Below are 23,678 nucleotides of genomic sequence, written 5' to 3'. Positions count from 1 at the left end.
GGCCCGTGGCGCCGCAACGCATCCTTCTCAACCTGGGGCTGGACCTGACGCTGGCGGCGCTGGCCCTGCCGGCCGCCCTCGCCCTCGCCGCACCCGGGACCTGGCCACCGGCCCTCTGGTGGGCGGGCGGGCTGCCCGGCGCCCTGCTGGCCTTCACCGCCGCCGCGCTGCCCCTGCGCCTGCCCCGCCAGTACTGGCGCTATGTTGGCCTGCCGGACCTGCTGCCCGTGGTGGCGGCCTCGGCCGCCGCGGCCGCCCTGTTCTGGGCGGGGCTGCTGCTGGCCGGCGGCTGGCGGCCGCCCAATCCCGCCTTCCCGCTGCTGCACGCCGGCGTCCTCGCGGCGCTGCTGGGCGGCGCGCGGCTGCTGGGCCGGCTGCAATCCGCCCACCGCGCCGGCCCGGCCTCCGACGTGCCGGCCCAGCCCGTGCTGCTGGCGGGCGGCGGCGACGCGGCGGACCTGTTCCTCCGCGCGCTGATCGCCCAGCGCGCCCCGGGCTACCGGGTGGAGGGCATCCTGGCCCCCCGCGCCCGCCAGCGCGGCCGCCGCATCCTCGGCGTGCCCATCCTCGGCACGGTGGAGGATGCGGGGGCGGTGCTGGACGCGCTGCGGGCGGAAAGCCGCCTGCCCGCCCTCCTCGTCCTCGCCGATCCCGCCCTTTCCGGCGCGGCGCTGGAGTCGCTGCTGGACGCGGCCGACCGCCACGGCGTGCCCGTGCGCCGCGCCCCGCGCCCCACCTCGCTGGACCCTGCCTCCGCCCGCCCCCAGGCGACGGCCAGGCGCCTGGAGCTGCGCCCCGTCTCCATCGAGGAGCTGCTGGACCGCCCGCAGGTCCCGCTGGACCGGGAGGGGATGGCGCGGCTGATCCAGGGCCGGCGCGTCCTTGTCACCGGCGCCGGCGGCACGATCGGCAGCGAGCTGGCGCGCCAGATTGCCGCCCTCGGCCCCTCCACCCTGACCCTGCTGGATCACGGCGAGTTCGCCCTCTACGAGATCGACCTGGAGCTGTCGGAGACTCATCCCGGCATCACCCGCCGCCCCGTCCTGGCCGACGTGCGGGACGAGCCGCGCCTGCGCCGGCTGATGGAGGAGATCCGGCCGGAGCTGGTCTTCCACGCCGCCGCCCTGAAGCACGTGCCGATGGTGGAGAACGACCCGCTGGAGGGCCTGCTCACCAACGCCCTCGGCACCCGACTCATCGCAGACGCCGCGCGTGCCAATGGCTGCCGCGCCATGGTCTTCATCTCCACGGACAAGGCGGTGAACCCCACCTCCGTCATGGGCGCCTCCAAGCGCCTGGCGGAGATGTACTGCCAGGCGCTGGACATGCAGGCCCGCCAGGGCATGGCGAATGGCAGCGGCGGCATGCGCTGCGTCACCGTGCGCTTCGGCAACGTCCTCGGCTCCACCGGCTCCGTCGTGCCCCTGTTCCGCCGCCAGCTGGAGCGCGGCGGGCCGCTGACGGTCACGCACCCCGACATGCGCCGCTACTTCATGACGGTGCGCGAGGCGGTGGGCCTCGTCCTCCAGGCCAGCGTGATCGGCGCCGAGGACCGTGCGGACCAGCCGCCGGAGCTGAAGGATGGCGGCATCTTCGTCCTCGACATGGGCAAGCCCGTGAAGATCGTGGACCTCGCCCGCCGCATGATCCGCCTCGCCGGGCTGCAGCCGGACGACGACGTGGAGATCCGATTCACCGGCCTGCGCCCCGGCGAGAAGCTCTTCGAGGAGCTGTTCCACGGCAAGGAGGCGCCGAGCCCGACGCAGTTCCCCGGCCTCCTCGTCGCCACCCCGCGCACGGCGGACGCGGCCCTTGTGGGGCGCGCCATCGACGAAATCGCCTCCGCCGCCCGCGGCGGGCAGGCGCGGCTGGCCCTGGCCGGGCTGGCGCGGCTGGTGCCGGAATTCGAGCACGCCCCGAACACGCCGGCCGCCGGGCGGGCGTGAGAACCTCGCTTGCCAGGCAGACGGGCCGGCGCAGCCTCCTTGCCGTTGCCAGCCTGACCGGGCCGCTGGCCGCCTGCGGCGACGCGGCACCTACGAGGGGCCGGACAGGCGGCCCGGACTATGCGCGCTCCATGATGCTGCGCTTCGAGCCCGGCCGTTCCGAACTCACGCTCACCGCCCAGCGCACCACCCTGACCATGCTGGAGAACTTCCTGGGGCCGCTGGCAGGTCAGCGGATGCGCGTGGAAGGACACTGCGACGGGGCGGAGGAGCGCCTGGGCGGCATGGCTCTCAGCCGCAGGCGCGCGGAGGTGGTGACTGCTTTCCTGGTGCTGAACGGCGTTCCGGCCGGCCTGATCACGACGACCGCCGTCGGGGCGACCCGGCCGTTGATCCTCACTCCGCCCCGCACGCCGGAGGAGGGGAATCGGCGCGTCGAGGTGTGGGTGGTGTAGGGACCACCTGCGCCGACTTGCGGCACCCGCACGGTTGCGGTTCCCTACCGTCACTCAAAAGTGAGTGATTCTCGATGGACGGCTCCCAAGCCTCTGCCACTTGGCGCGACGCGCTGATCGCCAGGATCGCCGCCCGGCGGGCCCGGATCGGCATCGTCGGCCTCGGCTATGCCGGCCTCCCCCTCGCCCTCCGCTTCGCCGAGACCGGCTTCGCCATCGAGGGCTTCGATATCGATCCCGCCAAGGTCTCCGCGATCGCGTCCGGCCGCAGCCCCGTCCACGGCATCGCCGACAATCGTATCGCTGCCAGCGCCATGCGAGCCCACGTCGATACCGTGGCGGCGGCGGATTGCGACGTGCTGGTGATCTGCGTCCCAACCCCCATCGGCCCGCACAAGGAGCCCGACCTCTCCGCGGTGCGGGACACGCTGGCCGCCCTGGCCCCGCATCTCCGCGCCGGTCAGGCGATCGCGCTCGAGAGCACCACCTATCCCGGCACGACGGAGGAGCTGGTCCTCCCCGTCCTCGCCGCCGCTGGCCTGCGCGTGGGCCAGGACGCCTTCGCCATCTACTCGCCGGAGCGCGAGGACCCCGGCAACCCGGAGGGCACGGTGGCGCGCGTGCCGAAGCTGGTAGGCGGCGCGACACCGGCCTGCCTCGCCGTCGGGCAGGCACTCTATGCTCCCGTCGCCGGCAGCCTTGTCCCCGTCTCGTCGCTCGCCGTCGCGGAACTGGCGAAGTGCTACGAGAACGTCTTCCGCGCCGTGAACATCGGCCTGGTGAACGAGCTGAAGCGCATCGCCCACGCCATGCACCTCGACGTGAACGAGGTGATCGACGCCGCCGCCACCAAGCCCTTCGGCTTCATGCCCTTCCGCCCCGGCCCCGGCCTCGGCGGCCACTGCATCCCCGTGGACCCTTACTACCTCGCCTGGAAGGCGCGGGAACTCGGCGTTCCCAGCGACTTCGTGGAACTCGCCGGCCGCGTGAACGACGCCATGCCCGCCTATGCCGTGATGCGCCTGCGCGACGCGCTGGACGACCGCCAAATCCCCCTTCGCGGCGCCCGCATCCTCCTCCTCGGCCTTGCCTATAAGCCCGGCGTGCCGGACACGCGGGAAAGTCCGGCCGTGGAGATCTTCCGCCTGCTGGAGCAGCGCGGCGCGGTCGTCTCCTACCACGACCCCCTCGTCCCCCGCTTCCCCACCACCCGCCGCCTGCACGGCACCTCCCCCGCGCTGGAAAGCGTGGCCCTGGACGAGGCCGTGCTGGCGGCCCAGGACGCGGTGCTGCTCGTCACGCCCCAGCCGGGCATGGACCTGGAACTGGTGCGCCGCGCGGCGCCGCTGGTGGTGGATACGCGCGGGGCGATGCGGGGGGCGGGGCCGGGGGTGGTGGTCGCGGCATGACGATGCGGACCAGGGAGAAGGAGAAGGAATTCTCCCTCTCCCCGGACCCCTCACCCTCATCTTTTTCTTCAGGACTGCCGTGGAATGGGGAACTTGCGGTTCGCCTCGGGTCTATGACCCGAGGCGCGGGACAGGCCTCCCCGTAGCCAACTCGAAGAGAAAGATGATGGGGGTCTGGGGGAAGAATTCTTTCTTCCCCCAGCCTTTTACCTCTGCGCGGCCAACCAGGCCCGCCACCCGCCATGCACGGTGATGTCCGGCGCGCCCTCCACGCCCGAGGCCTCCGCCAGGAAGCCCAGGCATGGGCCAGACTCCAGCGCCACCGTTCCGAAGCCGAGCGGCGCCGGCACCTGGGCCAGCAGCGGCCCGATCCCGGCGGCCGGCAAGGCCCAGACCTCCCCCTCGATCGCTGCCCCATCCGCCGCGCGCACCATCCCCGGCCGGTTGCCCAGCGCGTGCAGCCGGTACTCCGGCCGCGTGCGGTCGCGCCGCAGGAAGCGCCCGCCCAGCGACGTCACCTGCCCGTTCAGCGGCAGCCCGGCCATGTGCGCGCCGATGCAGAACAGCGCGATCTCGCCGGCCGCCGGCTGGGCCCCAGGTGGAGGCGGCGGGGTGGTCTCGTCGGAAGCGCCCAGCCGCAGCCCGGCCGCGTGGTGCAGCGCGCCGCCGGCGGCGCAGAGCAACGCCTCCGCAAAGGCGGGCGCGACCAGCGTGATCCCGGCAGGCCGCCCATCGCCCCGGAACCCCGCGGGCACGGCGATGGCGGAGAGGTCCAGCAGGTTCACGAAGTTGGTGTAGGTTCCGTTGCGGCTGTTCACCGCGATCGGTTCCGCCGCCACCGCCTCCAGCGTGGGCAGGCCCGGCGCGGTCGGCACGGCCAGCAGGTCGAAGCGCGCGAACAGGGCGCGGGACAACAGGCGCGCCCCGGCCTGGGCGTGGAAGTCGTCGAACGCATCCACCGTGCGGCGGGCGAGGCCGCCCTCCAGGATGATGCGCGTGGTGGGGTGCAGGGCGTCCGCATGGTTCTCCACCATGTCCCGCAGCGCCGCCGTCCGCTCCGCTACCCAGGCGCCGTCGTAGAGGCGGCGGGCGAGGGCAAGGAAGGGCGCGATGGAAGCGCGCTCCAGCGTCGCGCCCATGGCCTCCAGTCGCACCAGCGCCGCCCTGAACAGCGCCGCATCGTCCGGCGTGTCCAGCAGCAGTTCCGCCTCCTCGGGCACCGCCACGCGCAGGGCGGGCGGCACGGCGCCGCCGGTGGCGCGCCAGGAAGCCGGGGCGGCGCGGGAATAGGGATCGGCGGCATCGGCCCCGGCCATCGCATCCAGCACCTCGGCGGCCTGCGCGGCCGTCATGGCGAAGACGGAAACCGTGTCGATGGAGCGGCAGGCCGGCACCACGCCCCGCGTGGGCACCAGGCCGAGGCTGGGCTTCAGCCCGACGATATTCTGAAACCCCGCTGGCACGCGCCCCGATCCCGCCGTGTCCGTTCCCAGGGAGAACCCCGCGATCCCCGCCGCCACCGCGCTGGCGGAGCCGGAAGAGGAGCCGCCGGGCACGCAATCCGGCGCCACCGCGTTGCGCGGCGTGCCATGGGGGCTGCGGACCCCCACCAGCCCGGTGGCGAACTGGTCCAGGTTCACCTTGCCCAGAAGCACCGCCCCCGCCGCGCGCAGCCGGGCCACGCAGGGCGCATCCTCCCCGGGCGTAAACGCGTAGTCCGGGCAGGCGGCGGTGGTGGGCATCCCCGCCACGTCGATATTGTCCTTCACCACGTAGGGGATGCCCCAGAGGGGGCGCCCCATTGGCCCTTCCCCGGCCAGCCGCCGGGCCTCCGCCATCACCGCCTCCGCCGGCACGCGGTGGATGAAGAGGGCGGGGTCGGCCCAGGCCTCGATGCGCGCCAGCGCGGCCCGCGCCGCCGCTTCCGGCCCCTCCGCCCGCGCCAGATCCCAGAGCATCGCTTCCCCCGAACCGCGCATCCCCGCCGGATTTGGCAAGAACCGGGCCGTCCCTCGCGTTTGCGAACGAAACCCTCCCTGCCGCGTTAGGCGGGGAATGCTGACCGAAGCGCCACCCCGCGCCCGGCCCCGGACGGCGCCCCCGATCCCCGAGGCCGAGACGCCCTCCATCCTCCGCCCCGGCCGCAATGTGTGGCGCGCCACCCGCGCCCCGCGCGCGGCCGTGCTGCCCGATGGCGCCAACTACTTCGGCGCGGTGCGGGCGGCGATGCTGGCCGCGCGCAGCAGCATCCATGTCGTCGGCTGGGACATCGACAGCCGCACCCGCCTGGTGGGCGACACCCCGCCGGAGGACGGGCTGCCGGAGGAGCTCGGGCCTTTCCTGGCCGCCCTGGTGGAGCGGCGCCCCGGTCTCTCGGTGAAGCTGCTGCTCTGGGACTACTCCGTCCTCTACGCGCTGGAGCGCGAGCCGCTGCCCGTGCTGCATCTCCGTTGGAACACCCCGGACGGCGTGGAACTGTGCCTGGATGACCGCACGCCCTTCGGCGCATCGCACCACCAGAAGGTGGTGGTGATCGACGGCAAGGTCGCCTTCTCCGGAGGGCTGGACCTGACCATCCGCCGCTGGGACCGCAGCGCCCACAACCCGGCCGACCCGGACCGGTTGGACCCCGCCGGCAAGCCCTACCCGCCCTTCCACGACGTGCAGATGGTCGTGGACGGCGAGGCCGCGGCGGCGCTGGAGGAGCTGGTCCAGGCCCGCTGGAACGCCGCCTGCGCCGAGTGCCTGGACCTACCCGCCCCCACGCCGGGCGACCACGACCCCTGGCCCCCCGGAATCGAGCCGGATTTCCGGGACGCCACGATCGGCATCGCCCGCACCATGCCCGCCTTTTCCGGCGCGCCGGAGGTGCGGGAGGTGGAATCCCTCTACCTCGATGCCATCGGCAGCGCGGAGCGCACGATCTACATCGAGAACCAGTTCCTCACCTGCGGCCGCGTGGCGCGCGCCCTGATTGCCCGCATGAAGGCGCGGCGCGGGCTGGAGGCGCTGATCGTTGTTCCCCGCACGCACCACACCTGGCTGGAGCACCGCACCATGCTGGCGGGCCGCATCCGCTTCATGCGCGCCATCCGCCGCGCGGGGCTGGCGGAGCGCGTGCGCCTCGTTTTCCCGCATGTTGAGCACGACGGGGCGGAATCGGAGGTGATGGTCCACGCCAAGGTCATGGCGGTGGACGACCGCTTCCTCCGCGTCGGCTCCTCCAACATCTGCAACCGCTCCATGGGCACGGACACGGAGTGCGACCTGATGGTGGAGGCGCGGGACGCCGCCGCGCGCGCCGCCGTGGCCCGCGCGCGGGACCGGCTGATCGCCGAGCACACGGGCGTTCCGCCCGAGGCGGTCGCCACCCGCATCCGCGCCACCGGCTCCATCCTCCAGGCCGTGCAGGGCCTCTCGGCCAACGGCAAGAGCCTGCAGGACGTGAAGGACGGCGACCGCCCCGCCCGCAGCCTGCTGCCGGGGATCGAGCGCGCCGCCGACCCGCGCCGCCCCATGCAGTCCGGCGAGTTCCTCTCGGACTACCTCGTCCACCCCGATGTCGCCCCGCCCTCGGGGCGGCCCTGGCCGCTTCTGGCCCGGGCGGCGCTGCTGCTGCTGCCCGTCGCGCTGCTGATCCTGCTGTGGAAGTTCACCCCGCTCGCCGGGCTGCTGACGCCGGAGGCGATGCGCGGCGCCCTGACGGATCGCGGCCACTGGGGCCCCGCCCTCTCCGTCGGGCTCTTCCTCCTGCTCGGCCTCGTCGCCTTCCCCGTGAACGTCCTCATCCTCGGCACCGCCGCGGCCTTCGGCACCTGGCCAGGCCTCGCCTATGCAGGGGTGGGGGCCATGGTCTCGGCCGCGGCCACCTATGGGCTCGGGCGCAAGCTGGGGCCGGACCTGCTGCGCCGGTTCCTCGGCCCGCGCATCAACCGCGTCAGCCAGGCCGTGAACCGCAACGGCATCCTCGCCGTCACCACCATCCGCCTGCTGCCGGTGGCGCCCTTCACCCTGGTGAACCTCGTGGCCGGCGCCATGCGGATCCGCTTCCCGGACTACATGATCGGCACCGCACTCGGCCTGCTGCCCGGCATCGCCCTCCTCTCCCTGGTGGGGGAGAGCCTGTCGCGCATCCTGGAGCATCCCACGCTCCGCAACATCGGCCTGCTCACCCTTGTTCTCGTCGCCTGGGCCCTCGTCACCTGGGGCCTGCAGAAGCTGTTCCGCCGCCTGCGCCACGAGGGATAGGCACGTCGGGCAGATGGACGGCTTCACCTTCCGGGCGATGACCTGGAACATCCACGGCGCCGTCTCCCCCACCGGGCGGCACGACCTGGACCGCGTCATCGCCCTGATCCGCCGGCACGAGCCGGACGTGGTAGCCATCCAGGAGGTGGAGGGTCGCAACCGCCCGGGCCACGCCCCCTTCACCGCGCTATGCGAGGCGCTGGGCGGACACGCCGTGGAGGCACCCACCATGCGCGCCACGGATGGCTGCTACGGCCACACCCTCGTCAGCCGCTGGCCATTGGAGGAAGGCGCGCTGCACGACATCTCCGTGCCCGGGCGGGAGCCGCGCACCGCCATCACCGCGCGGCTGGAGACACCGGCCGGCCCGCTGCGGCTGCTGGCGGCCCATCTCGGGCTGGGATGGCGGGAACGGCGCGCCCAGGCGGCGAAGCTGGCGGCCCTCGCCCGCGCCGCCGCCGAGCCCATGCTCGCCATGGGCGACTTCAACGACTGGGAGCCGCACGGCCCGGTAGACCGCGCCTTCCTGGGCACCCTCCCCTCCCGCACCCGCCTGCGAAGCTTCCCCGTTGCCCGCCCCGTCTTCGCGCTGGACCGCATCTACGCCCGCCCGCGCGCTGCCCTGGTGCGGAGCTGGACGGACAGGGCAGCGCGCGACGCCTCGGACCACCTGCCCGTCATCGCGGAGGTGGCGATCGGGGCGGAGGGAACGACACGGCTTATCGTGGACTAGGCCCGGCGTAACCCTCGGGGGATTCCGTCGTTGAGACCCGGCAATGCCGAGGTCCCCTTCATGCCCGCACCCAAGCTGAAGCCTGTTTCTGAACAGGTCATCGTCATCACCGGTGCCTCCTCCGGCATCGGCCTGGCCACTGCCCGCATGGCCGCGGAGCGGGGCGCAGCCCTCGTCCTCGTCGCCCGGAACGAGGAGGCGCTGAACGCCCTGGCGGAGGAGATCCGCGCCAAGGGCGGGCGCGCCGAGCCCGTGGTGGCCGACGTCGCCGACATGGCACAGGTGGAAGCGATCAGCGCCCGCGCCATCGAGGCCTTCGGCGGCTTCGATACTTGGTGCAACAACGCCGGCGTCGCCATCTACGGCGAGCTGGAGGACGTGCCGCTGGAGGACCAGCGCCGCCTCTTCGACACCAACTACTGGGGCGTGGTGCACGGCACGCTCGTCGCCGCCCGCCACCTCAAGGGCAAGGGCGGCGCCATCATCAACACGGGCAGCGTTCTGTCCGAGCGCGCGATGACGCTGCAGGGCCCCTACTCCGCCGCCAAGTTCGCCGTGAAGGGCGTGACGGAGGCCTTCCGAACGGAGTTCGAGGCCGAGGGCTATCCGATCAGCGTCACGCTCATCAAGCCCGGCCCGATCGACACGCCCTACATGGAGCACGCGCGCAACCATCTCGGCTCGCCGGGCCTGCGGAACCCGCCGCCGGCCTATCACCCGCGCGTGGTCGCCCGCGCCATCCTCCACGCCTGCGAGACGCGCACGCGCGACCTCTACGTGGGCGGCGGCGGCTTCATGATGGCGATGATGGGCGTCCACTTCCCGCGCCTGACCGACCTGATCTTCGAGAAGATCGCCCGACCCACCCAGGAAACCGAGGAGACCGGCCGCATGGAGCGCCGCGACAATCTTTACGAGCCGAAGGAAGACCTCGCGGAGACCTCCTCCCTCTCGGGCCCGCCGCCGCGCAAGACCTCCTTCCTGCTGGAAGCGCAGATGAACCCGCTCGGCCCGGCCGGGCTGCTGATCGGCGCGGCCGCGCTGCTCGGCGGCGCCGCGATCGGGATGTACACGTTGCGCCGCCCCAAGCCCGTGCAGGAGCGCCTGGCGGACCGCGCCTGGCGCATCGGCCAGAGCGTGGCGCGCGACGCCGGCCACGGGATCGGCACGCTGGGCCATGAGGCCAGCCGCATCGCCCACCGCGCCCTGGACTACGCGGAGCGGGCGGAGCGCGAGGCGCGGCCGCACCTGAAGCATGCCCGCAAGAAGGCCGAGCGCTTCGCCGACAGGGCGAGCCGCTACGCCTCCTCCGCCTATGACGACGCGCGGGAGCGCGGCGGCGACCTGTACGAGGAGGCCCGCGACCGCGGCCGCAGCTACTACAAGCAGGCGCGCGGCCGGGGCGAGGATCTGTACGACACCGCCCGCAAGCGCGGCCGCGGCACCTATGACGACGCGCGCGACACCGGCTGGAGCCTGTTCAAGCGCGCCCGCGACGAGGGCCAGGATACCTACGAGGACGCGCGCGACCGGGGCTGGAGCCTGTTCAGCAAGGCCCGCGACCGCGGCGAGGACGCGTATGAGGACGCCCGCGACCGCGGCTGGAGCCTCTTCGGCCGCGCCCGCGACCAGGGCGAGGAGGTCTATGACCGCGCCCGCAAGCGCGGCCGCGAGACCTACGAGGATGCGCGCGACGAGGGCTGGCACCTCTTCGGCCATGCCCGCAAGGAGGTGGACCGCCGCGCCCGCCAAGCGGCCCAGGAGGGCGATGGCCTGCTGGACCGGATCAACGCCTTCCTGAAGTCCCGCCTCTAGAGAACAGGGCGGCCCGGGGAGATCCTCCCCGGGCCGTTTCTCCTACTTCCCCTGCTCCGCCAGATGCGCCGCGTAGAACGGCGCCGGCGCCACGATGCGGTTCTCCATCTCCTGCAGCACGCCCAGCTCCGCCACCTTGGCGAGATAGGCCTGGAACCCCGGATCCTTCGCCATGGCCGAGCGCCGCGCCTCGCGGTCCGCCTGGCTGTCATAGGCCCAGAGGTGGACAATCCGGTTCAGCGGCCCCTCCACCGTGGTGTACCAGCCCAGGCAGCGGCCCAGGTACTTCTTCTGGATCTCCCAGCCCATCGTCTCGTAGATCTTCACGAACTCCGCCATGCGGTTCGGCTGGCAGGTGTAGATCCGCAGGTCCACGATCATCGGCGTCTCCTCTCGCCGCATCCGGCGGCGACAGTTCCGCTCTTATCGGGCGCGGCCGCTCGCCGTGAAGGGGGTGGCAGGGCTCCTGGCACCGAACTGGCATCCGGCATCCCGCCCTGGAGCGGGAGAGACCTGATGAACGACGCCAAGACCGAACTCGGCCGGAAGATCCTGAGGCTGAAGAAGCGGAGCGGGCTGAAATGGGCCGAGGTGGCCGCCCGCATCCGGCAGAGCCCCGTCTGGACCTGCGCCCTCTGCATGGGCCAGATGAGCGCGGAGCCGCACCACGCCCGCGGCATCGCCGAGCTGTTCGGCCTGGACGAGGAAGAGGAGGCGACGCTCTGCGAGATCCCCTATCGCGGCGCCCAGCCCCTGCCGCCGACGGACCCGCTGATCTACCGCTTCCACGAACTGGTGCTGGTCTACGGCACGACCTGGAAGGAAATGATTCACGAGGAGTTCGGCGACGGCATTATGTCCGCGATCGACTACGACATGACCCTGGAGCGCCAGCCCGACCAGAAGGGCGACCGCGTGCGGATCACCATGTCCGGCAAGTTCTTGCCCTACAAGCGGTACTGATCGCGGCCTTCCTCCTTCTCGCCGGGCCGGCCCTGGCCGAGCCCCGGATCCCCCCTTCCGTCCTCCCCGGCCTCGGCGCCGGGGATGCCCGGCGGGTGGTGGATGCCGGGGCCCCGCCCTGGGCCTCGCTGGGCCGGGTGCAGACGGAACTGGGCTCCCGCTGCACCGGCACGCTGATCGGCTCGCGCACCGTCCTCACCGCCGCGCACTGCCTCGTGGCGCCCCGCACCGGCCGGTTGGTCCAGCCCTCCTCCGTCCATTTCCTGCTGGGCTATCGCCAGGGCGCCTGGAAGGCGACGGCGCGCGCCGCGGGCTTCCGCACCGGCCCAGGCTTCGACCCGCGCACGCGCCTCCCGCGCGGCGCTGACTGGGCCGTGGTGACGCTGGAAGCACCCATCGAGGCGCAGCCGCTCCCCCTGCTGGAGGAGAATCCCACCCCGAGCCAGCCGCTCATGCTCGGCGGCTACCAGCAGGACCGGCCGGAGGTGCTGATGGCCGACACCGCCTGCCGCGTTCTCGGCACGGCGGTCCTGGAAGGCCTGCGGTTGATCGCGCATGACTGCGCCGCCACCCGTGGCGCGAGCGGCGCCCCTCTGCTGGCGCGCGGCCCCGACGGAGGCTGGGCCGTGGCTGGCGTCTCCGTCGCTGTGGCGCTGGATGCGGCCCGCGGTGTCGCCGTGCCGGCCCGCGCGCTGCGGGAGTAGCGCGGGCCTCTAGCCCAGCGCCTCCCGCCCATGCGGCGCCGAGAGGTCCTGGTCCGGCCCGATCGGCACGATGCCCGTCGGGTTCACCGTCGGGTGGCTCTCGTAATAGTGCCGCTTCATATGCAGGAAATCGCAGGTCTCGCCGAAGCCCGGCGACTGGTAGAGGTCGCGCAGGTACGGGAACAGCGCCGGGTAGTCCGCGATCCGCCGCAGGTTACATTTGAAATGCCCGTGGTAGACGAGATCGAAGCGCACCAGCGTGGTGAAGAGGCGGATGTCGGCCTCCGTCAGCACGTTGCCGACGAGATAGCGCCGTGTGGCCAGGTGCGCATCCAGCTCGTCCAGCTTCGCGAAGACGGCGCGCGCCGCCTCCTCATAGGCGGGCTGCGTCGTGGCGAAGCCGGCCTTGTACACGCCATTGTTCACCGCGTCGTAGATGCTGGCGTTCACCGCATCGATCTCGCCCAGCAGCCCGGCCGGCGCGTGGTCACCCGGCGTGGCGCCCACGCCGTCGAAGGCGTGGTCCAGCATGCGGATGATCTCCGCGGACTCGTTGTTCACGATGGTGCCGCGCTGCTTGTCCCACAGCACCGGCACCGTCACGCGCCCGGTGTAGCGCGGGTCAGCCACCGTGTAGACCTGATGCAGGAAGCGCGCGTGGTTCACCGTGTCCGGGATCACGCCCGGCCCGTCCTCGAAGGTCCAGCCATTCTCCCGCATCCGCCAGTGGACGACGGAGAGGCCGATCATCCCCTCCAGCCCCTTGCGCGCGCGCAGGATCAGCGCCCGATGTGCCCAGGGGCAGGCGAGCGAGACATAGAGGTGATACCGCCCGGGCTCCGCGGGAAAGCCACCCTCCCCGCTCGGGCCGGGGCTGCCATCAGCGGTGACCCAGTTGCGGAAGGCGCTGTCCTTGCGGACGAACCGCCCATCCGTCGCCTTGGTGTCGTACCACTGGTCGTGCCACTCGCCATCGACAAGACGCCCCATAGCCTTCAGCCCGCCCGGTAGGTGTTGAGGATCGCCGCGCCCTCGGCGCCGGCGCGGGACGTCCAGTCCGCCACCACCGGCGCGGCCGCCGCCGTCAGCGCGGCGCGCAGCGGGGCGCCGCTCGCCAGCACCACATTGTTCGCCCGCATCCGCGCCTCGTTCTCCGCCAGCCGCGTGGCGATCGCCTGGAACTGCCGCGCCTCCGTCTCCCGCGCGGCCTGCTGCACATGCTCCTGCACCGGCTTCGGCAGCGCCCGCAGCACCGCCGTGTTGCAGAAGGCAAGGCTGAGGGGCGAGGCGTAATCCAGCACCGTGAAGTGCGGCAGGATCTCCCACAGCCGCGCGCCCGCCCCGCCATCGCCGGAGGACATCACCGCATCCATGTCGCCCGCCCGCAGCCGCGGAAGCGCATCGGCGAAGGAGATCTGCGCGGGTTCCGCGCCCGCGTTCCGCATCACCGCCGTGCTCGCCGCGTCATAGGTGCGGACCTTCAGCCCGCGCAGCGCCTCCGGCCCGGAGACAGGGTTGCGGGACCATAGCCCCGTGGCCGGCCAGGGCGTGCCGTAGAGCAGCGCCACCCCCCTTGCCTCCAGCGCCGCCGCATAGGCGGGGCGCGCCGCGCGCAGCAGCCGCGCCGTGTCCTCGGCGGAAGCGGTCAGGAAAGGCAGGGCCGAGAGCTGGAAGATAGGCGCCTCGCCCGCCAGCGCGCCGGTGAAGGCATCTGCCGCCTGCACGCGCCCCTCGGCGGCCGCGCGGATCATGGCGGCGGAGCGGAGTCCGTCCGGCGCATCGAAGCTCGGTGTCACGGCCAGCGCCCCGTTGGAGAGCCGCGTCGCGGCCTCCGCGAAATGGGCGATCCCCTCGCCCGGCATGGCGTTCGCCGGATACTCGGTGACAATCCGCCAGGATTCCGCCGCACGGGCGGTGCCCGCCAGCCCCGCAGCGGGCAACAGTGCAAAGAGAGAGCGGCGCGTCGGCATCGGGCAGGTCTCCGGGTTCTCCCGGAGTATCCCGCCCGGCGCCGCCGCGCCGCAAGCCGCCCCTCTGGCTGCTCCTCAGGCCGCCTTGTTGCCGATCACGCCGCGGCGCACCTGGTCCTCCTCGATGCTCTCGAAAAGGGCGCGGAAGTTGCCCTCGCCGAAGCCGTCATCGCCCTTGCGCTCGATGAACTCGAAGAACACCGGCCCGATGACGTTGGCGGAGAAGATCTGCAGCAGCAGCCGTGCCTTGCGGTCCTCCACCACGCCCTCGCCATCCACGAGGATGCCGTTCTTCTTCAGCCGCACGAGATCCTCGCCATGGCCGGGCAGGCGGGCGTCCACGCGATCGTAATAGGTGTCCGGCGGGGCGGGCATGAAGTTCAGCCCGGCGTCGCGCAGGCCCTCGATCGTGCCGTAGATGTCGTCGCAGCCGCAGGCGACGTGCTGGATGCCCTCGCCCTTGTACTCGCGCAGGTACTCCTCGATCTGGCTCTCGTCATCCGCGCTCTCGTTCAGCGGGATGCGGATGCGCCCGTCGGGGGAGGTCAGCGCGCGGGAGAACAGCCCGGTGTACTCGCCCTTGATGTCGAAGTAGCGGATCTGCCGGAAGTTGAAGATGCGGTTGTAGAAATCGTACCAGTAGTCCATCCGGCCGCGGAACACGTTGTGCGTCAGGTGGTCTATGTAATAGAGGCCCGCGCCCACCGGCCAGGGATCGCGCTCGCCCAACCACATGAACTCGGCGTCGTAGCAGGACCGGCCCTCGCCGTACTGGTCGATGAAGTAGAGGTAGGACCCGCCGATGCCCTTGATGGCCGGCACGTCCATCGTCTTGCCCTCGGTGGCCGGCTCCGCGCCGTTCTTCACCGCGTGGTCGAAGGCGTGCTGGGCATCCACCACCCGGAAGCCCATGGAGGGCACGCAGGGCCCATGGTCCTTCGTGAACCCCTGCGCGTGGGAGCCGGGCTCCTCCGTCAGCAGGTAGTTGATGTCGCCCTGGCGATACAGGGTGCTCTTCTTCGTGCGGTGCTTCGCCACCGCCTTGAAGCCCATCTGCTCGAACAGCGCGTGCAGCTTCTCCGGCTCCGGGCTCGCGTATTCGACGAAGGCAAAGCCGTCCGTGCCGGCCGGGTTGTGATCCGTGATCGCGGCGCGCGGCGCGTCATGCGGGAAAGGACCCATTGGAAGCCTCCTCAGATCTTATGAGGGAAGCCTATCGCGCGCCTTCCGCAAGTTGCGTGCGAACTGCGGGGCGAAACGCCTGCCCTTGCACGGTCCGTGCGTGCTAAACCGCCATCATGCACGAAGCCGTCGAACTCGACGCCATCGACCTCCGCCTCCTCGCGGCGTTGCAGGAGGATGGGCGCCTGACCAACCAGCAGTTGGGCGAGCGCGCCGGCCTCTCCCCCTCCCAATGCTCCCGCCGCCGCACGGCGCTGGAAGCGGCGGGCATCATCCGCGGCTACCGGGCGGAACTGGCGGCGGAACCCCTGGGCCTGCGCCTCCTCGTCTTCGTGCAGGTCACCCTCGCCACCCACAGCCGGGACAACGCCCAGCGCTTCCGCGATCTGGTCGCCCGGCTGGAGGAGGTGCAGGAGGCCTACGCCATGACAGGCGACGCCGACTACCTCCTGAAGGCCGTGGTGGGCGACCTGAAGGATCTCTCCGCCCTGGTGAACGACGTGCTCCTACCGCACGAGAGCGTGGCGCGCGTGCGGTCCTCCATCGTCCTCGAACGGCTCAAGGAATCGGGCCGCCTGCCGCTCTCGGGGCTGCGGCGGGGGTAACTCCGGGAGGCTCTGCCTCCCGCACCCACCGCCAGGGGAAGAAGGAGTTCTTCACCTGGACCCCATCCTCTTTTTCTTCGAGCTGGTCCCGGGGATCCATGTCCCGCGCCTCGGGTCATCGATCCGAGGCGCACCAAGAGCCCCGCATTCCGCGGCAGCCCGAAGAAAAAGATGTGGGTGAGGGGTCCGGGGAGAGGGAGAATTCCTTCTCCCTCTCCCTGGCCGGCTTCAAGCCACGCGCACCCGCATTCCCCAGACCATCGCCGCCCCGATCCCGACGATTCCGCCCGCCACCAGCCCGATCTCCTGCAGCCCGCCCGCCCCGATCACCAGCCCACCGAACAGGGCACCGAGGGAGGTGCCGACATAAGTGGCGGAGGCATTGAGGGAGAGGAGCACGGGAGCAAGGGCGGGGGAGAGGGCGACGAGGCGGGCCTGCTGCACGGCCGGGAAGCACCAGCCGGAGGCGCCCCAGACGACAAGGAGGGCGAGCACGGTCGGCACGGCCACGCCGGGCGTGAAGCATTCCACGCAGAGGGAAATCCCGGCGAGGGCGCAGCCCAGCACGGCGTTGGAGAGGATGAGGAAGCGGCGGGGGTCCTGCCGGTCCGCCGCCCAGCCGCCGAGGGAGACGCCGAGAAGCCCGCCCAGGCCGGAGAGCAGCAGCGCCAGCGCCGTGCCCGTGCCGACGAAGCCGAGCGTGCCGCGCACGAAAGGCGCGAGGTAGGAGAAGAGGGTGAAGGCGCCGGTGAAGACGACCACGGTCTGCACCAGCAGCGTGGCGACCGCCGGGCGCGTGACGAGGGCCAGGCGCTCCCCGATCCCGGCCTCCCGGCTGCCGGGCAGGCGGGGCAGGAAGGCCAGGGCGCCGAGGGCGGAGAGGAGGCCCAGCGCGCCCACGACGAGGAAGGTAGCCCGCCAGCCCAGATACTCGCCGATCAGCGTGCCCATGGGGGCGCCGAGCACGGTGGAGAGGGTCATGCCCCCGATCACCAGCGCCAGGGCGCGGCCGCGGTGATGGGGCTCGACGAGGGCGACGGCGCAGGCGCCCGCCATGGGGGTGAAAAGGGCGGCGGCCAGCGCCGCCAGGACGCGCAGGCCCATCAGCCCCGCATAGCCCGGCACCAGCACGCAGCCGGCGGAGGCCAGGGCATAGACCGCCATCGCCAGCACCAGCGTCCGGCGCCGCTCCATGGCGGCCGTGGCCGCGGCCAGCACGGGGGAAGCGACGGCATAGGCCAGCGCGAAGGCCATGGAGAGATGGCCCGCGGCGGGGACGGAAACCTCGAGATCCGCGGCGATGACGGGCAGAAGCCCCGCGATGGAGAAGGTGCCGGTTCCCACGGCGAAGGCGCCGAGGGTGAGCCAGAGGATCGTGCGGGGCATGGCGCCCTCCGTAGTCCAACGAATGTTGAACTAGTCCCAGTGGCCAGAGAGTTCAAGAGCCCTTGAACCTGGACCCCTTGGAGATGCGCCGGGAGTTGCCTATCTCGTGTGCATGTCCAAGGCGCTTTCCCATCCCGAGGCGGAGGCGATCGACCTCTCCGCGGTGCTGGACGCGCTGCGGGACCCGATCCGCCGGGCCATCGTGCTCATGGTCGCGGAGCAGGGCGAGAAGCGCTGCTCCTCCTTCCTGTGCTGCACGACGAAGACGAACCTGACCTACCACGTCGCCCGCCTGCGGGAGGCCGGGGTGGTCCGGGTCCGGATCGAGGGGCCTTCGCGTATCGTTTCCCTGCGCCGGGACGATCTGGAGGGGCGCTTCCCCGGCCTGCTGGACGCCGTCCTCGCCGGCGCGCGGCAGGATCCGCCCCTCGCGCGGCTCGTCGAAGACGCCTGACGACATCCTCTACCCTTTATGGGCGCGCCCTGCGCCCGGATGAACCATCGGAATGAACACCCCCTCCCCCGCGGAAGCCGTCAACCTCTCCCCGCGCGAGATCGTCTCGGAGCTGGACCGCTACATCGTCGGCCAGCACGACGCGAAGCGCGCCGTCGCCATCGCGCTGCGCAACCGCTGGCGCCGCCAGCAGCTCCCGAACGGGATGCGCGAGGAGGTGGTGCCGAAGAACATCCTGATGATTGGCCCCACCGGCTGCGGCAAGACCGAGATCGCCCGCCGCCTTGCGCGCCTGGCCAATGCCCCCTTCCTGAAGGTGGAGGCCACGAAGTTCACCGAGGTCGGCTATGTCGGCCGCGACGTTGAGCAGATCGTGCGCGATCTGGTGGAGGCCAGCATCGTGCAGCTGCGCGAGGCCGGCCGCGCCGAGGTGCAGGCCAAGGCCGAGCTGAACGCCGAGGAGCGCCTGATCACCGCGCTCGTCGGGGAGGGCGCGAATGGCGAGACGCGCATGAAGTTCCGCCGCATGCTGCGCGACGGCAGCCTCGACACGAAGGAGGTCGAGGTGCAGGTGGCCGAGCAGGCCACGCCCATCGGCGCCATGGACATCCCGGGCATGCCGCCCGGCGCCGGCAACATCCAGGAGATGATGGGCAAGATGTTCGGGGGCCGCACCCGCGCCCGCAAGATGAGCGTGCCCGAGGCCCGCAGCACCCTCCAGCGCGAGGAGGCGGACAAGCTGCTGGACCAGGAGAAGCTGACCCGCGACGCCGTGCACCACGCCGAGCAGAACGGCATCGTCTTCATCGACGAGATCGACAAGGTCTGCGCCCGCACGGAGAACGGCTTCCGCGGCGGCGACGTGAGCCGCGAGGGCGTGCAGCGCGACCTGCTGCCGCTGATCGAGGGCACGACCGTGAACACGAAGCACGGCCCGGTGAGGACGGACCACATCCTCTTCATCGCCAGCGGCGCCTTCCACATCGCCAAGCCCAGCGACCTGCTGCCCGAGCTGCAGGGCCGCCTGCCGATCCGTGTGGAGCTGAAGGGCCTGACGCGCGACGACTTCCGCCGCATCCTGACGGAGCCGGAGCACGCGCTGACCTCGCAGTACACCGCGCTGATGGGCACGGAGGGCGTGACGCTGGACTTCTCCGCGGACGCGGTGGACGCGGTGGCGGAGCTGGCGGCCGACATCAACGACCGCGTGGAGAACATCGGCGCCCGCCGCCTGGCCACCGTGCTGGAGCGGCTGCTGGAGGAGGTCTCCTTCACCGCCTCCGACCGGCGCGGCGAGACGGTGCGCGTGGACGCCGGCTACGTGCGGGAGAAGGTGGCGCCGCTGGCCGCCAGCACGGACCTGTCGCGCTTCATCCTCTGACGGGCGGGGGGCCGGGCACCCGCCCGGCCCCTAGCCGTTCAGGTGCGCGCTGAACTTCGCCATCCAGAAGTTCGGCACCTCGTTCCCCGGGCCGGACTTCATGCGGATGGTCCAGATCGGCTCCAGCGGGTCGCCGGTCTCGATGATGAAGTTCCAGCCCACGCGCTTGTCCGCCTTGTAGACCGGCTCGGTCCGCCACTTGCGGATGATGGAGAAGGGCAGCAGCTTCGTCAGGCGGTGGGAGGCGAGGCCGACCATTTCCTCCGTGCCGCTGAACAGGATGGTGGTCTCCCGACCATCCAGCCGGTCGTCCAGCCCCGGGCACTCGTGGATCAGTGCCGAGATGGCCTTCTTCCGTCCCTCGCGCACGGACCAGATCCGCCAGCCGAGCGCCCCGAGAAGGCCGAGCACGACCAGAACCGCCAGCGTCACCAAGTCCCCTAGCCCCTTCCCCAGGCCCGATCTGCAGACCTGGGCCACAGACCTGGGCCGCAGACCTGGGGCGGGGATAGGGCGATACCTCCGGCGGATCAACGACCCGGCGCGAGACGGCGATGCAACCCGGCCCCCGCCGCGCCATTTCTCCCGCCATGAGCACCACCTCGTCCGAATCCACGGGCAGCACCCTGCCCGCCCTGCTGACCCTGCCCGAGGACGCCCAGACGGAGCTGGCCAAGGCCGTGGCCACGCTGGAGGGGCCCTCCTTCGCCGCACGGCTGGCCGCCATCGCCGGCACGCCGATCGAGGCGCTTAAGGAGAAGCTGCCCGAATCGGTCCGGGACCAGGTGGACAACGCCGTTCGAAGGGCGCTGGAGAAGGCCTGGTCCACCGCGGTGGGCACGGAGCCCCGCCGCACACCCTTCGGCATGGACGTGGCCTGGTTCCACCGGGGTGTCGCGATGGCGAGCGGCGCGGCGGGCGGCGCGCTGGGCCTGCTGGGGACTCTCGCGGAGCTGCCCCTCTCCACCACGATTCTGCTCCGCCAGATCGCCGCCGAGGCCGCCGCCGCCGGGGAGGACCCGAAGGTGCCCTCCACCGCCGCCGAGTGCATGGCCGTCTTCGCCCTCGGCAGCCCCTCCACCTCGGATGACGACGTGGCGGAAACCGGCTACTTCGCCGCCCGCATCGCCCTTGCCCAGATGCTGCCCAACGCGGCCACCAGCCTCGTCTCCGGCCTGGTGCCGGGCTTCCTGGGCGCCATCGCAGCCCGCTTCACGGGCACGGTCGGCCTGAAGCTCTCGGCCCAGGCGGTGCCCGTGATCGGCGCCGCGGCGGGGGCGGCCATCAATCTCGCCTTCCTCGAGCACTTCCGGGGCGTGGCCCACGCCCACTTCACCGTGCGCAAGTTCGAGCGCATCTACGGGGCGGACCGCGTGCGCGCCGCCTACGACGCCCTGCGGGACGGCAGCACGCGCTAGGCTGCCGCACTTCACCCTTTATCGCAGTTCCGCACTGCAACGTCCGGAAAAGCCCGGTGACGCGCGGCGCGCGTCGCCCTAGAAGGGCCGGCGCCCCGCCCGTGGAACGGTCCTGCGGGGCCCTTATTCCAAGGACGAACCAGTGACCAAGACGATCCTCAAGGCCGCCCTGCTCCCGTCGCTGGCGCTGATGGCCGCGTGCACCACCCCGCCCCCGCCGGCCCCCACCGTCGCCCCGCCGCCGGAAGAGGCCTTCCGCCCGGCCTGCCAGCAGCGCCTGCCGACCGCCACCGAGTTCGGCCTGAAGAAGTGCATGCTGGAGGAGCTGGACCGCTCCCGCGGCGTGACCCCGGCCAGCGCCAGCGCCCCCGCTCCGGCCGCCGAGCCGGCCGCCCCGGCCACGACTCGCAGCCGCAGCCGCGGCGGCAGCAGCAGCAGCAGCAGCCGGACCCGCAGCCAGCGCTGAGGCATCGCCCCAGGGAGGACGGGACACGCTCTTCCTCCCTGGGGGCTTCCGGGGCCCCTGCCTGCGGGGGCCGCCCTGAGACCCCGCGGCCTTACCGGGGGCACACGTTTCCATGCCCCCCTGTAATCAACCCCGTCTTAACCCCCTGGCGTCACCTTCCACCCGATCAGCGGGTGCAGGGCCGTGGCAAAAGGCAGGGGCGAAGGCGCCACCATCGTCATCAAACGTGAGGAGAGCGGGGAGGGCGGCCATCACGGCGGCGCCTGGAAGGTGGCCTACGCCGACTTCGTCACGGCGATGATGGCCTTCTTCCTCCTGATGTGGCTGCTGAACGCCACCACGGAGGAGCAGCGGCGCGGCCTCGCCGACTACTTCAACCCCACCAACGTCATGGGCCGGAACAGCACCGGCTCCGGCCAGCCCTTCGGCGGCAGGACACCCAACGAATCCGGGGAAGCCGCCTCCAACGCCTCCTCCGTGCGGGTGGAGACCGGCCCCCGCCCCGTCGTCTTCGACCTGGACGAGGATGACAGTGACCAGCCCGCCGCGCCCGTGGAGCGCCGGGGGGGACCGAAGGGCGACGATGAGGAGGCCACCCCGGCCCGCCTGCAGGCCGCCCGCGCCGAGCCGGGCAACAGCCCGGGCGCCGGCGGCAGCGGGGCCGACATCGCCAAGGCATCGGCCGAGGCCCTGCGCGAAGAGCTTGAGCGCCGCGAGCGCGAGGCGCTGGACCGGCTTGCGGAGGGGATCCGCGCCGCCGTGCGGGAGGATCCCGCCCTCGCCGACCTCGCGAAGCAGCTCCAGGTGGAACAGGTGCCGGAGGGCCTGCGCATCCAGCTGCTGGACGCGGAGCGGCAGCCCATGTTCGCCCTCGGCGGCAGCGCGCCCTCCGACCGCACCCGCGCGCTGATGGCGAAGGTGGCCGCGGTCATCAACCGCGTTCCGAATGCGGTCGCCATCACCGGCCACACGGACGCCACGCCCTTCCGCCCGGGCGCCCGATCGAACTGGGACCTCTCGGCGGAGCGCGCCAACGCCACGCGCCGGCTCCTCACCGATGGCGGCGTGGCCGAAACCCGGATCCGCAGCGTCGCCGGCCTCGCGGAGCGCGAGCCGATGCTGCCGGGCGACCCGCAGAACCCCGCCAACCGCCGCGTCTCCGTCCTGCTGCTGCGGGAAAATCCCGCCGCGCCGGGGGGAAACCCCACCCCATGACGACGATCATCGGCTTCGTGGTGATGATGGTGACCGTCTTCGGCGGCTACACCCTGGCGGGCGGCAAGTTCGACATCATCATGCACGCCCTGCCGCTGGAGGGGCTGATGATCGGCGGCGCCGCCGTCGGCGCCTTCGTCATGTCCAACTCGATGCACGACGTGAAGCACACGCTCGGCGGCTTCGGGAAGATCTTCAAGGGCGCGCGGTACCACAAGAGCGACTACGTGGAGATGCTCTCCCTCCTCTACTGGTTCGTGCGGCTGGTGCAGACGAAGGGCGCCATGGCGCTGGAGGCGCATATCGAGAAGCCGGAGGAGAGCCCGGCCTTCGGCAAGTTCCCGAAGATCAAGGCGAACCACCACGCGGTGGCGATGATCTGCGACTACCTGCGCATGGTCGGCATGAACGCCGACGACCCGCACCAGATCGAGGACGTGATGGCGCGGGAGCTGAAGAAGCTGAAGGAGGAGGAGATGCACCCCTCCCACGCGATGCAGAGCATGGCGGATGCCCTGCCGGCGCTGGGCATCGTCGCGGCGGTGCTGGGCGTGATCAAGACCATGGCCTCCATCGACCAGCCGCCCACCGTACTCGGCGGCATGATCGGCGGCGCGTTGGTGGGCACCTTCCTCGGCGTGCTTCTGGCCTATGGCGTCATGGGCCCCATGGCCGCCCGGCTGAAGGGCGTGGTGGACGAGGAGACGAAGTATTTCGAGGTGATCCGCGCCGTCATCGTCGCGCATCTGCAGGGCAACGCGCCCCAGGTCTCCGTGGAGACGGGCCGCAAGATGGCTCCCTCCTCCCACATGCCGAGCTTCCAGGAGCTGGAAGCCGCGCTGCAGGATTTGCAGATTGCCTGATCCACGCTTACCTGCCGCCATGCAAGACACCGCCCCCTTTCACGACCTGATCGGCCTGACCGTGGACGAGTGGCGGGACGGCTTCGCCCGCCTCGCCCTCGTGGTGGACACGCGGCACCACAACCGCAGCGGCGTGCTGCACGGGGGCGTGCTGCTCTCCCTCATCGACCAAGCCGGGGGCTATTCCGGCCTTTTCTGCACCGTGCCCGGCAACGTCCGCCGCGCCGTCACGGTGGACCTGAATACCCACTTCACCGGCCAGGTCACGGAAGGGCGGATCACCGCGGAAGGGCGCGTGGTTACGGCGGGGAACAGCATCTTCTTCACGCGCACCGAGGTGTTCGGGCCCGATGGGAAGCTAGTCGCCTTCGGTTCGGGCACCCACCGCTGGCGCACCGGCAGCAACAAGCCCGAAGGCGTGCCGGCCGATTCGCCGCTGCGCTGATACGTTCCTGCGGTGGCGGT

The 23,678-nt window shown here is 71.8% G+C and carries 23 protein-coding genes; 16 read left to right on the top strand and 7 right to left on the bottom strand.

Going from position 1 to position 23,678, the window contains the following annotated elements; genetic code table 11:
* Positions 1 to 5 precede the first annotated feature (5 nt).
* The 3 genes from NRP21_RS07795 (at position 6) to NRP21_RS07785 (ending at position 3,810) form a co-directional block, all read left to right on the top strand.
* Positions 6 to 1,946 carry a polysaccharide biosynthesis protein gene (locus tag NRP21_RS07795; protein ID WP_257715620.1) on the top strand — a complete coding sequence of 647 codons (1,941 nt, stop codon included), beginning with the start codon at positions 6 to 8 and terminating at the stop codon, positions 1,944 to 1,946.
* 131 nt (positions 1,947 to 2,077) lie between these two features.
* The gene (locus NRP21_RS07790; protein WP_257715619.1) at positions 2,078 to 2,401 is read left to right on the top strand and encodes an OmpA family protein; all 324 of its coding nucleotides are present in this window, start codon (positions 2,078 to 2,080) and stop codon (positions 2,399 to 2,401) included.
* Between the two features lie 74 nt (positions 2,402 to 2,475).
* A complete protein-coding gene (locus NRP21_RS07785) occupies positions 2,476 to 3,810 on the top strand; it encodes a nucleotide sugar dehydrogenase (protein ID WP_257715618.1) in 1,335 nt (444 codons plus the stop codon).
* A gap of 206 nt (positions 3,811 to 4,016) precedes the next feature.
* On the opposite strand, the gene atzF is transcribed toward NRP21_RS07785, so the two are convergent.
* Positions 4,017 to 5,768, bottom strand: a complete 1,752-nt coding sequence (gene atzF / locus NRP21_RS07780) for an allophanate hydrolase (protein WP_257715617.1) — start codon at positions 5,766 to 5,768, stop codon at positions 4,017 to 4,019.
* A 97-nt stretch (positions 5,769 to 5,865) separates the two neighbouring features.
* On the opposite strand from atzF, the gene NRP21_RS07775 reads away from it, so the two are divergent.
* From NRP21_RS07775 to NRP21_RS07765, 3 genes are read left to right on the top strand one after another with little or no spacing between them, the layout of a single operon-like run.
* Entirely contained in the window at positions 5,866 to 8,058 is a 2,193-nt protein-coding gene (locus NRP21_RS07775; protein ID WP_257715616.1) for a VTT domain-containing protein, read from the top strand.
* A 13-nt stretch (positions 8,059 to 8,071) separates the two neighbouring features.
* Positions 8,072 to 8,791 (top strand): endonuclease/exonuclease/phosphatase family protein, encoded by a 720-nt coding sequence (locus NRP21_RS07770; RefSeq protein WP_257715615.1) that lies wholly within the window; start codon positions 8,072 to 8,074, stop codon positions 8,789 to 8,791.
* Between the two features lie 60 nt (positions 8,792 to 8,851).
* On the top strand, positions 8,852 to 10,606 hold the full coding sequence (locus tag NRP21_RS07765; protein WP_257715614.1) for an SDR family oxidoreductase: 1,755 nt from the start codon (positions 8,852 to 8,854) through the stop codon (positions 10,604 to 10,606).
* Between the two features lie 42 nt (positions 10,607 to 10,648).
* On the opposite strand, the gene NRP21_RS07760 is transcribed toward NRP21_RS07765, so the two are convergent.
* Positions 10,649 to 10,987 (bottom strand): NIPSNAP family protein, encoded by a 339-nt coding sequence (locus tag NRP21_RS07760; protein ID WP_257715613.1) that lies wholly within the window; start codon positions 10,985 to 10,987, stop codon positions 10,649 to 10,651.
* 135 nt (positions 10,988 to 11,122) lie between these two features.
* On the opposite strand from NRP21_RS07760, the gene cynS reads away from it, so the two are divergent.
* Both cynS and NRP21_RS07750 read left to right on the top strand, forming a co-directional pair.
* Entirely contained in the window at positions 11,123 to 11,569 is a 447-nt protein-coding gene (gene cynS, locus NRP21_RS07755; RefSeq protein WP_257715612.1) for a cyanase, read from the top strand.
* Positions 11,570 to 11,667: 98 nt separating this feature from the next.
* Positions 11,668 to 12,273 carry a trypsin-like serine peptidase gene (locus NRP21_RS07750; RefSeq protein WP_257715611.1) on the top strand — a complete coding sequence of 202 codons (606 nt, stop codon included), beginning with the start codon at positions 11,668 to 11,670 and terminating at the stop codon, positions 12,271 to 12,273.
* 9 nt (positions 12,274 to 12,282) lie between these two features.
* On the opposite strand, the gene NRP21_RS07745 is transcribed toward NRP21_RS07750, so the two are convergent.
* The 3 genes from NRP21_RS07745 to hppD form a co-directional block, all read right to left on the bottom strand.
* The gene (locus NRP21_RS07745; RefSeq protein WP_257715610.1) at positions 12,283 to 13,263 is read right to left on the bottom strand and encodes a glutathione S-transferase family protein; all 981 of its coding nucleotides are present in this window, start codon (positions 13,261 to 13,263) and stop codon (positions 12,283 to 12,285) included.
* A gap of 5 nt (positions 13,264 to 13,268) precedes the next feature.
* Positions 13,269 to 14,243: a TRAP transporter substrate-binding protein DctP gene (dctP, locus tag NRP21_RS07740; protein WP_257715609.1), complete on the bottom strand. Its 975-nt coding sequence runs from the start codon at positions 14,241 to 14,243 to the stop codon at positions 13,269 to 13,271.
* Between the two features lie 75 nt (positions 14,244 to 14,318).
* Complete coding sequence (gene hppD / locus NRP21_RS07735) at positions 14,319 to 15,425, bottom strand: 4-hydroxyphenylpyruvate dioxygenase (RefSeq protein WP_257715608.1); 1,107 nt, start codon at positions 15,423 to 15,425, stop codon at positions 14,319 to 14,321.
* Between the two features lie 116 nt (positions 15,426 to 15,541).
* Between hppD and NRP21_RS07730 the strand changes: the two genes are divergently transcribed.
* Positions 15,542 to 16,030 (top strand): Lrp/AsnC family transcriptional regulator, encoded by a 489-nt coding sequence (locus NRP21_RS07730; RefSeq protein ID WP_257715607.1) that lies wholly within the window; start codon positions 15,542 to 15,544, stop codon positions 16,028 to 16,030.
* A gap of 228 nt (positions 16,031 to 16,258) precedes the next feature.
* On the opposite strand, the gene NRP21_RS07725 is transcribed toward NRP21_RS07730, so the two are convergent.
* Positions 16,259 to 17,416: an MFS transporter gene (locus NRP21_RS07725; protein WP_257715606.1), complete on the bottom strand. Its 1,158-nt coding sequence runs from the start codon at positions 17,414 to 17,416 to the stop codon at positions 16,259 to 16,261.
* 112 nt (positions 17,417 to 17,528) lie between these two features.
* Between NRP21_RS07725 and NRP21_RS07720 the strand changes: the two genes are divergently transcribed.
* Both NRP21_RS07720 and hslU read left to right on the top strand, forming a co-directional pair.
* On the top strand, positions 17,529 to 17,870 hold the full coding sequence (locus NRP21_RS07720; RefSeq protein ID WP_257715605.1) for an ArsR/SmtB family transcription factor: 342 nt from the start codon (positions 17,529 to 17,531) through the stop codon (positions 17,868 to 17,870).
* A 52-nt stretch (positions 17,871 to 17,922) separates the two neighbouring features.
* A complete protein-coding gene (gene hslU, locus NRP21_RS07715; protein ID WP_257715604.1) occupies positions 17,923 to 19,251 on the top strand; it encodes an ATP-dependent protease ATPase subunit HslU in 1,329 nt (442 codons plus the stop codon).
* A gap of 30 nt (positions 19,252 to 19,281) precedes the next feature.
* Here the strand turns inward: hslU and NRP21_RS07710 are convergent, their stop codons facing one another.
* The gene (locus NRP21_RS07710; RefSeq protein ID WP_257715603.1) at positions 19,282 to 19,683 is read right to left on the bottom strand and encodes a hypothetical protein; all 402 of its coding nucleotides are present in this window, start codon (positions 19,681 to 19,683) and stop codon (positions 19,282 to 19,284) included.
* Between the two features lie 122 nt (positions 19,684 to 19,805).
* Here NRP21_RS07710 and NRP21_RS07705 point away from each other — a divergent pair, with 122 nt between their 5' ends.
* From NRP21_RS07705 to NRP21_RS07685, 5 genes are all read left to right on the top strand, one after another.
* On the top strand, positions 19,806 to 20,669 hold the full coding sequence (locus tag NRP21_RS07705) for an EcsC family protein (protein ID WP_257715602.1): 864 nt from the start codon (positions 19,806 to 19,808) through the stop codon (positions 20,667 to 20,669).
* Positions 20,670 to 20,811: 142 nt separating this feature from the next.
* On the top strand, positions 20,812 to 21,135 hold the full coding sequence (locus NRP21_RS07700) for a hypothetical protein (protein WP_257715601.1): 324 nt from the start codon (positions 20,812 to 20,814) through the stop codon (positions 21,133 to 21,135).
* A 183-nt stretch (positions 21,136 to 21,318) separates the two neighbouring features.
* Entirely contained in the window at positions 21,319 to 22,350 is a 1,032-nt protein-coding gene (locus NRP21_RS07695) for a flagellar motor protein MotB (RefSeq protein ID WP_257715600.1), read from the top strand.
* A complete protein-coding gene (gene motA, locus NRP21_RS07690) occupies positions 22,347 to 23,213 on the top strand; it encodes a flagellar motor stator protein MotA (RefSeq protein ID WP_257715599.1) in 867 nt (288 codons plus the stop codon). Before NRP21_RS07695 ends, motA begins: the two co-directional genes overlap by 4 nt.
* A gap of 19 nt (positions 23,214 to 23,232) precedes the next feature.
* Complete coding sequence (locus tag NRP21_RS07685; RefSeq protein ID WP_257715598.1) at positions 23,233 to 23,658, top strand: PaaI family thioesterase; 426 nt, start codon at positions 23,233 to 23,235, stop codon at positions 23,656 to 23,658.
* The last annotated feature ends 20 nt before the right edge of the window (positions 23,659 to 23,678 follow it).

It is taken from the genome of Roseomonas populi, from assembly GCF_024594815.1.
In the GTDB taxonomy this organism is placed as follows: domain Bacteria; phylum Pseudomonadota; class Alphaproteobacteria; order Acetobacterales; family Acetobacteraceae; genus Roseomonas; species Roseomonas populi.
This window is presented reverse-complemented; position numbering and strand designations above follow the sequence as displayed.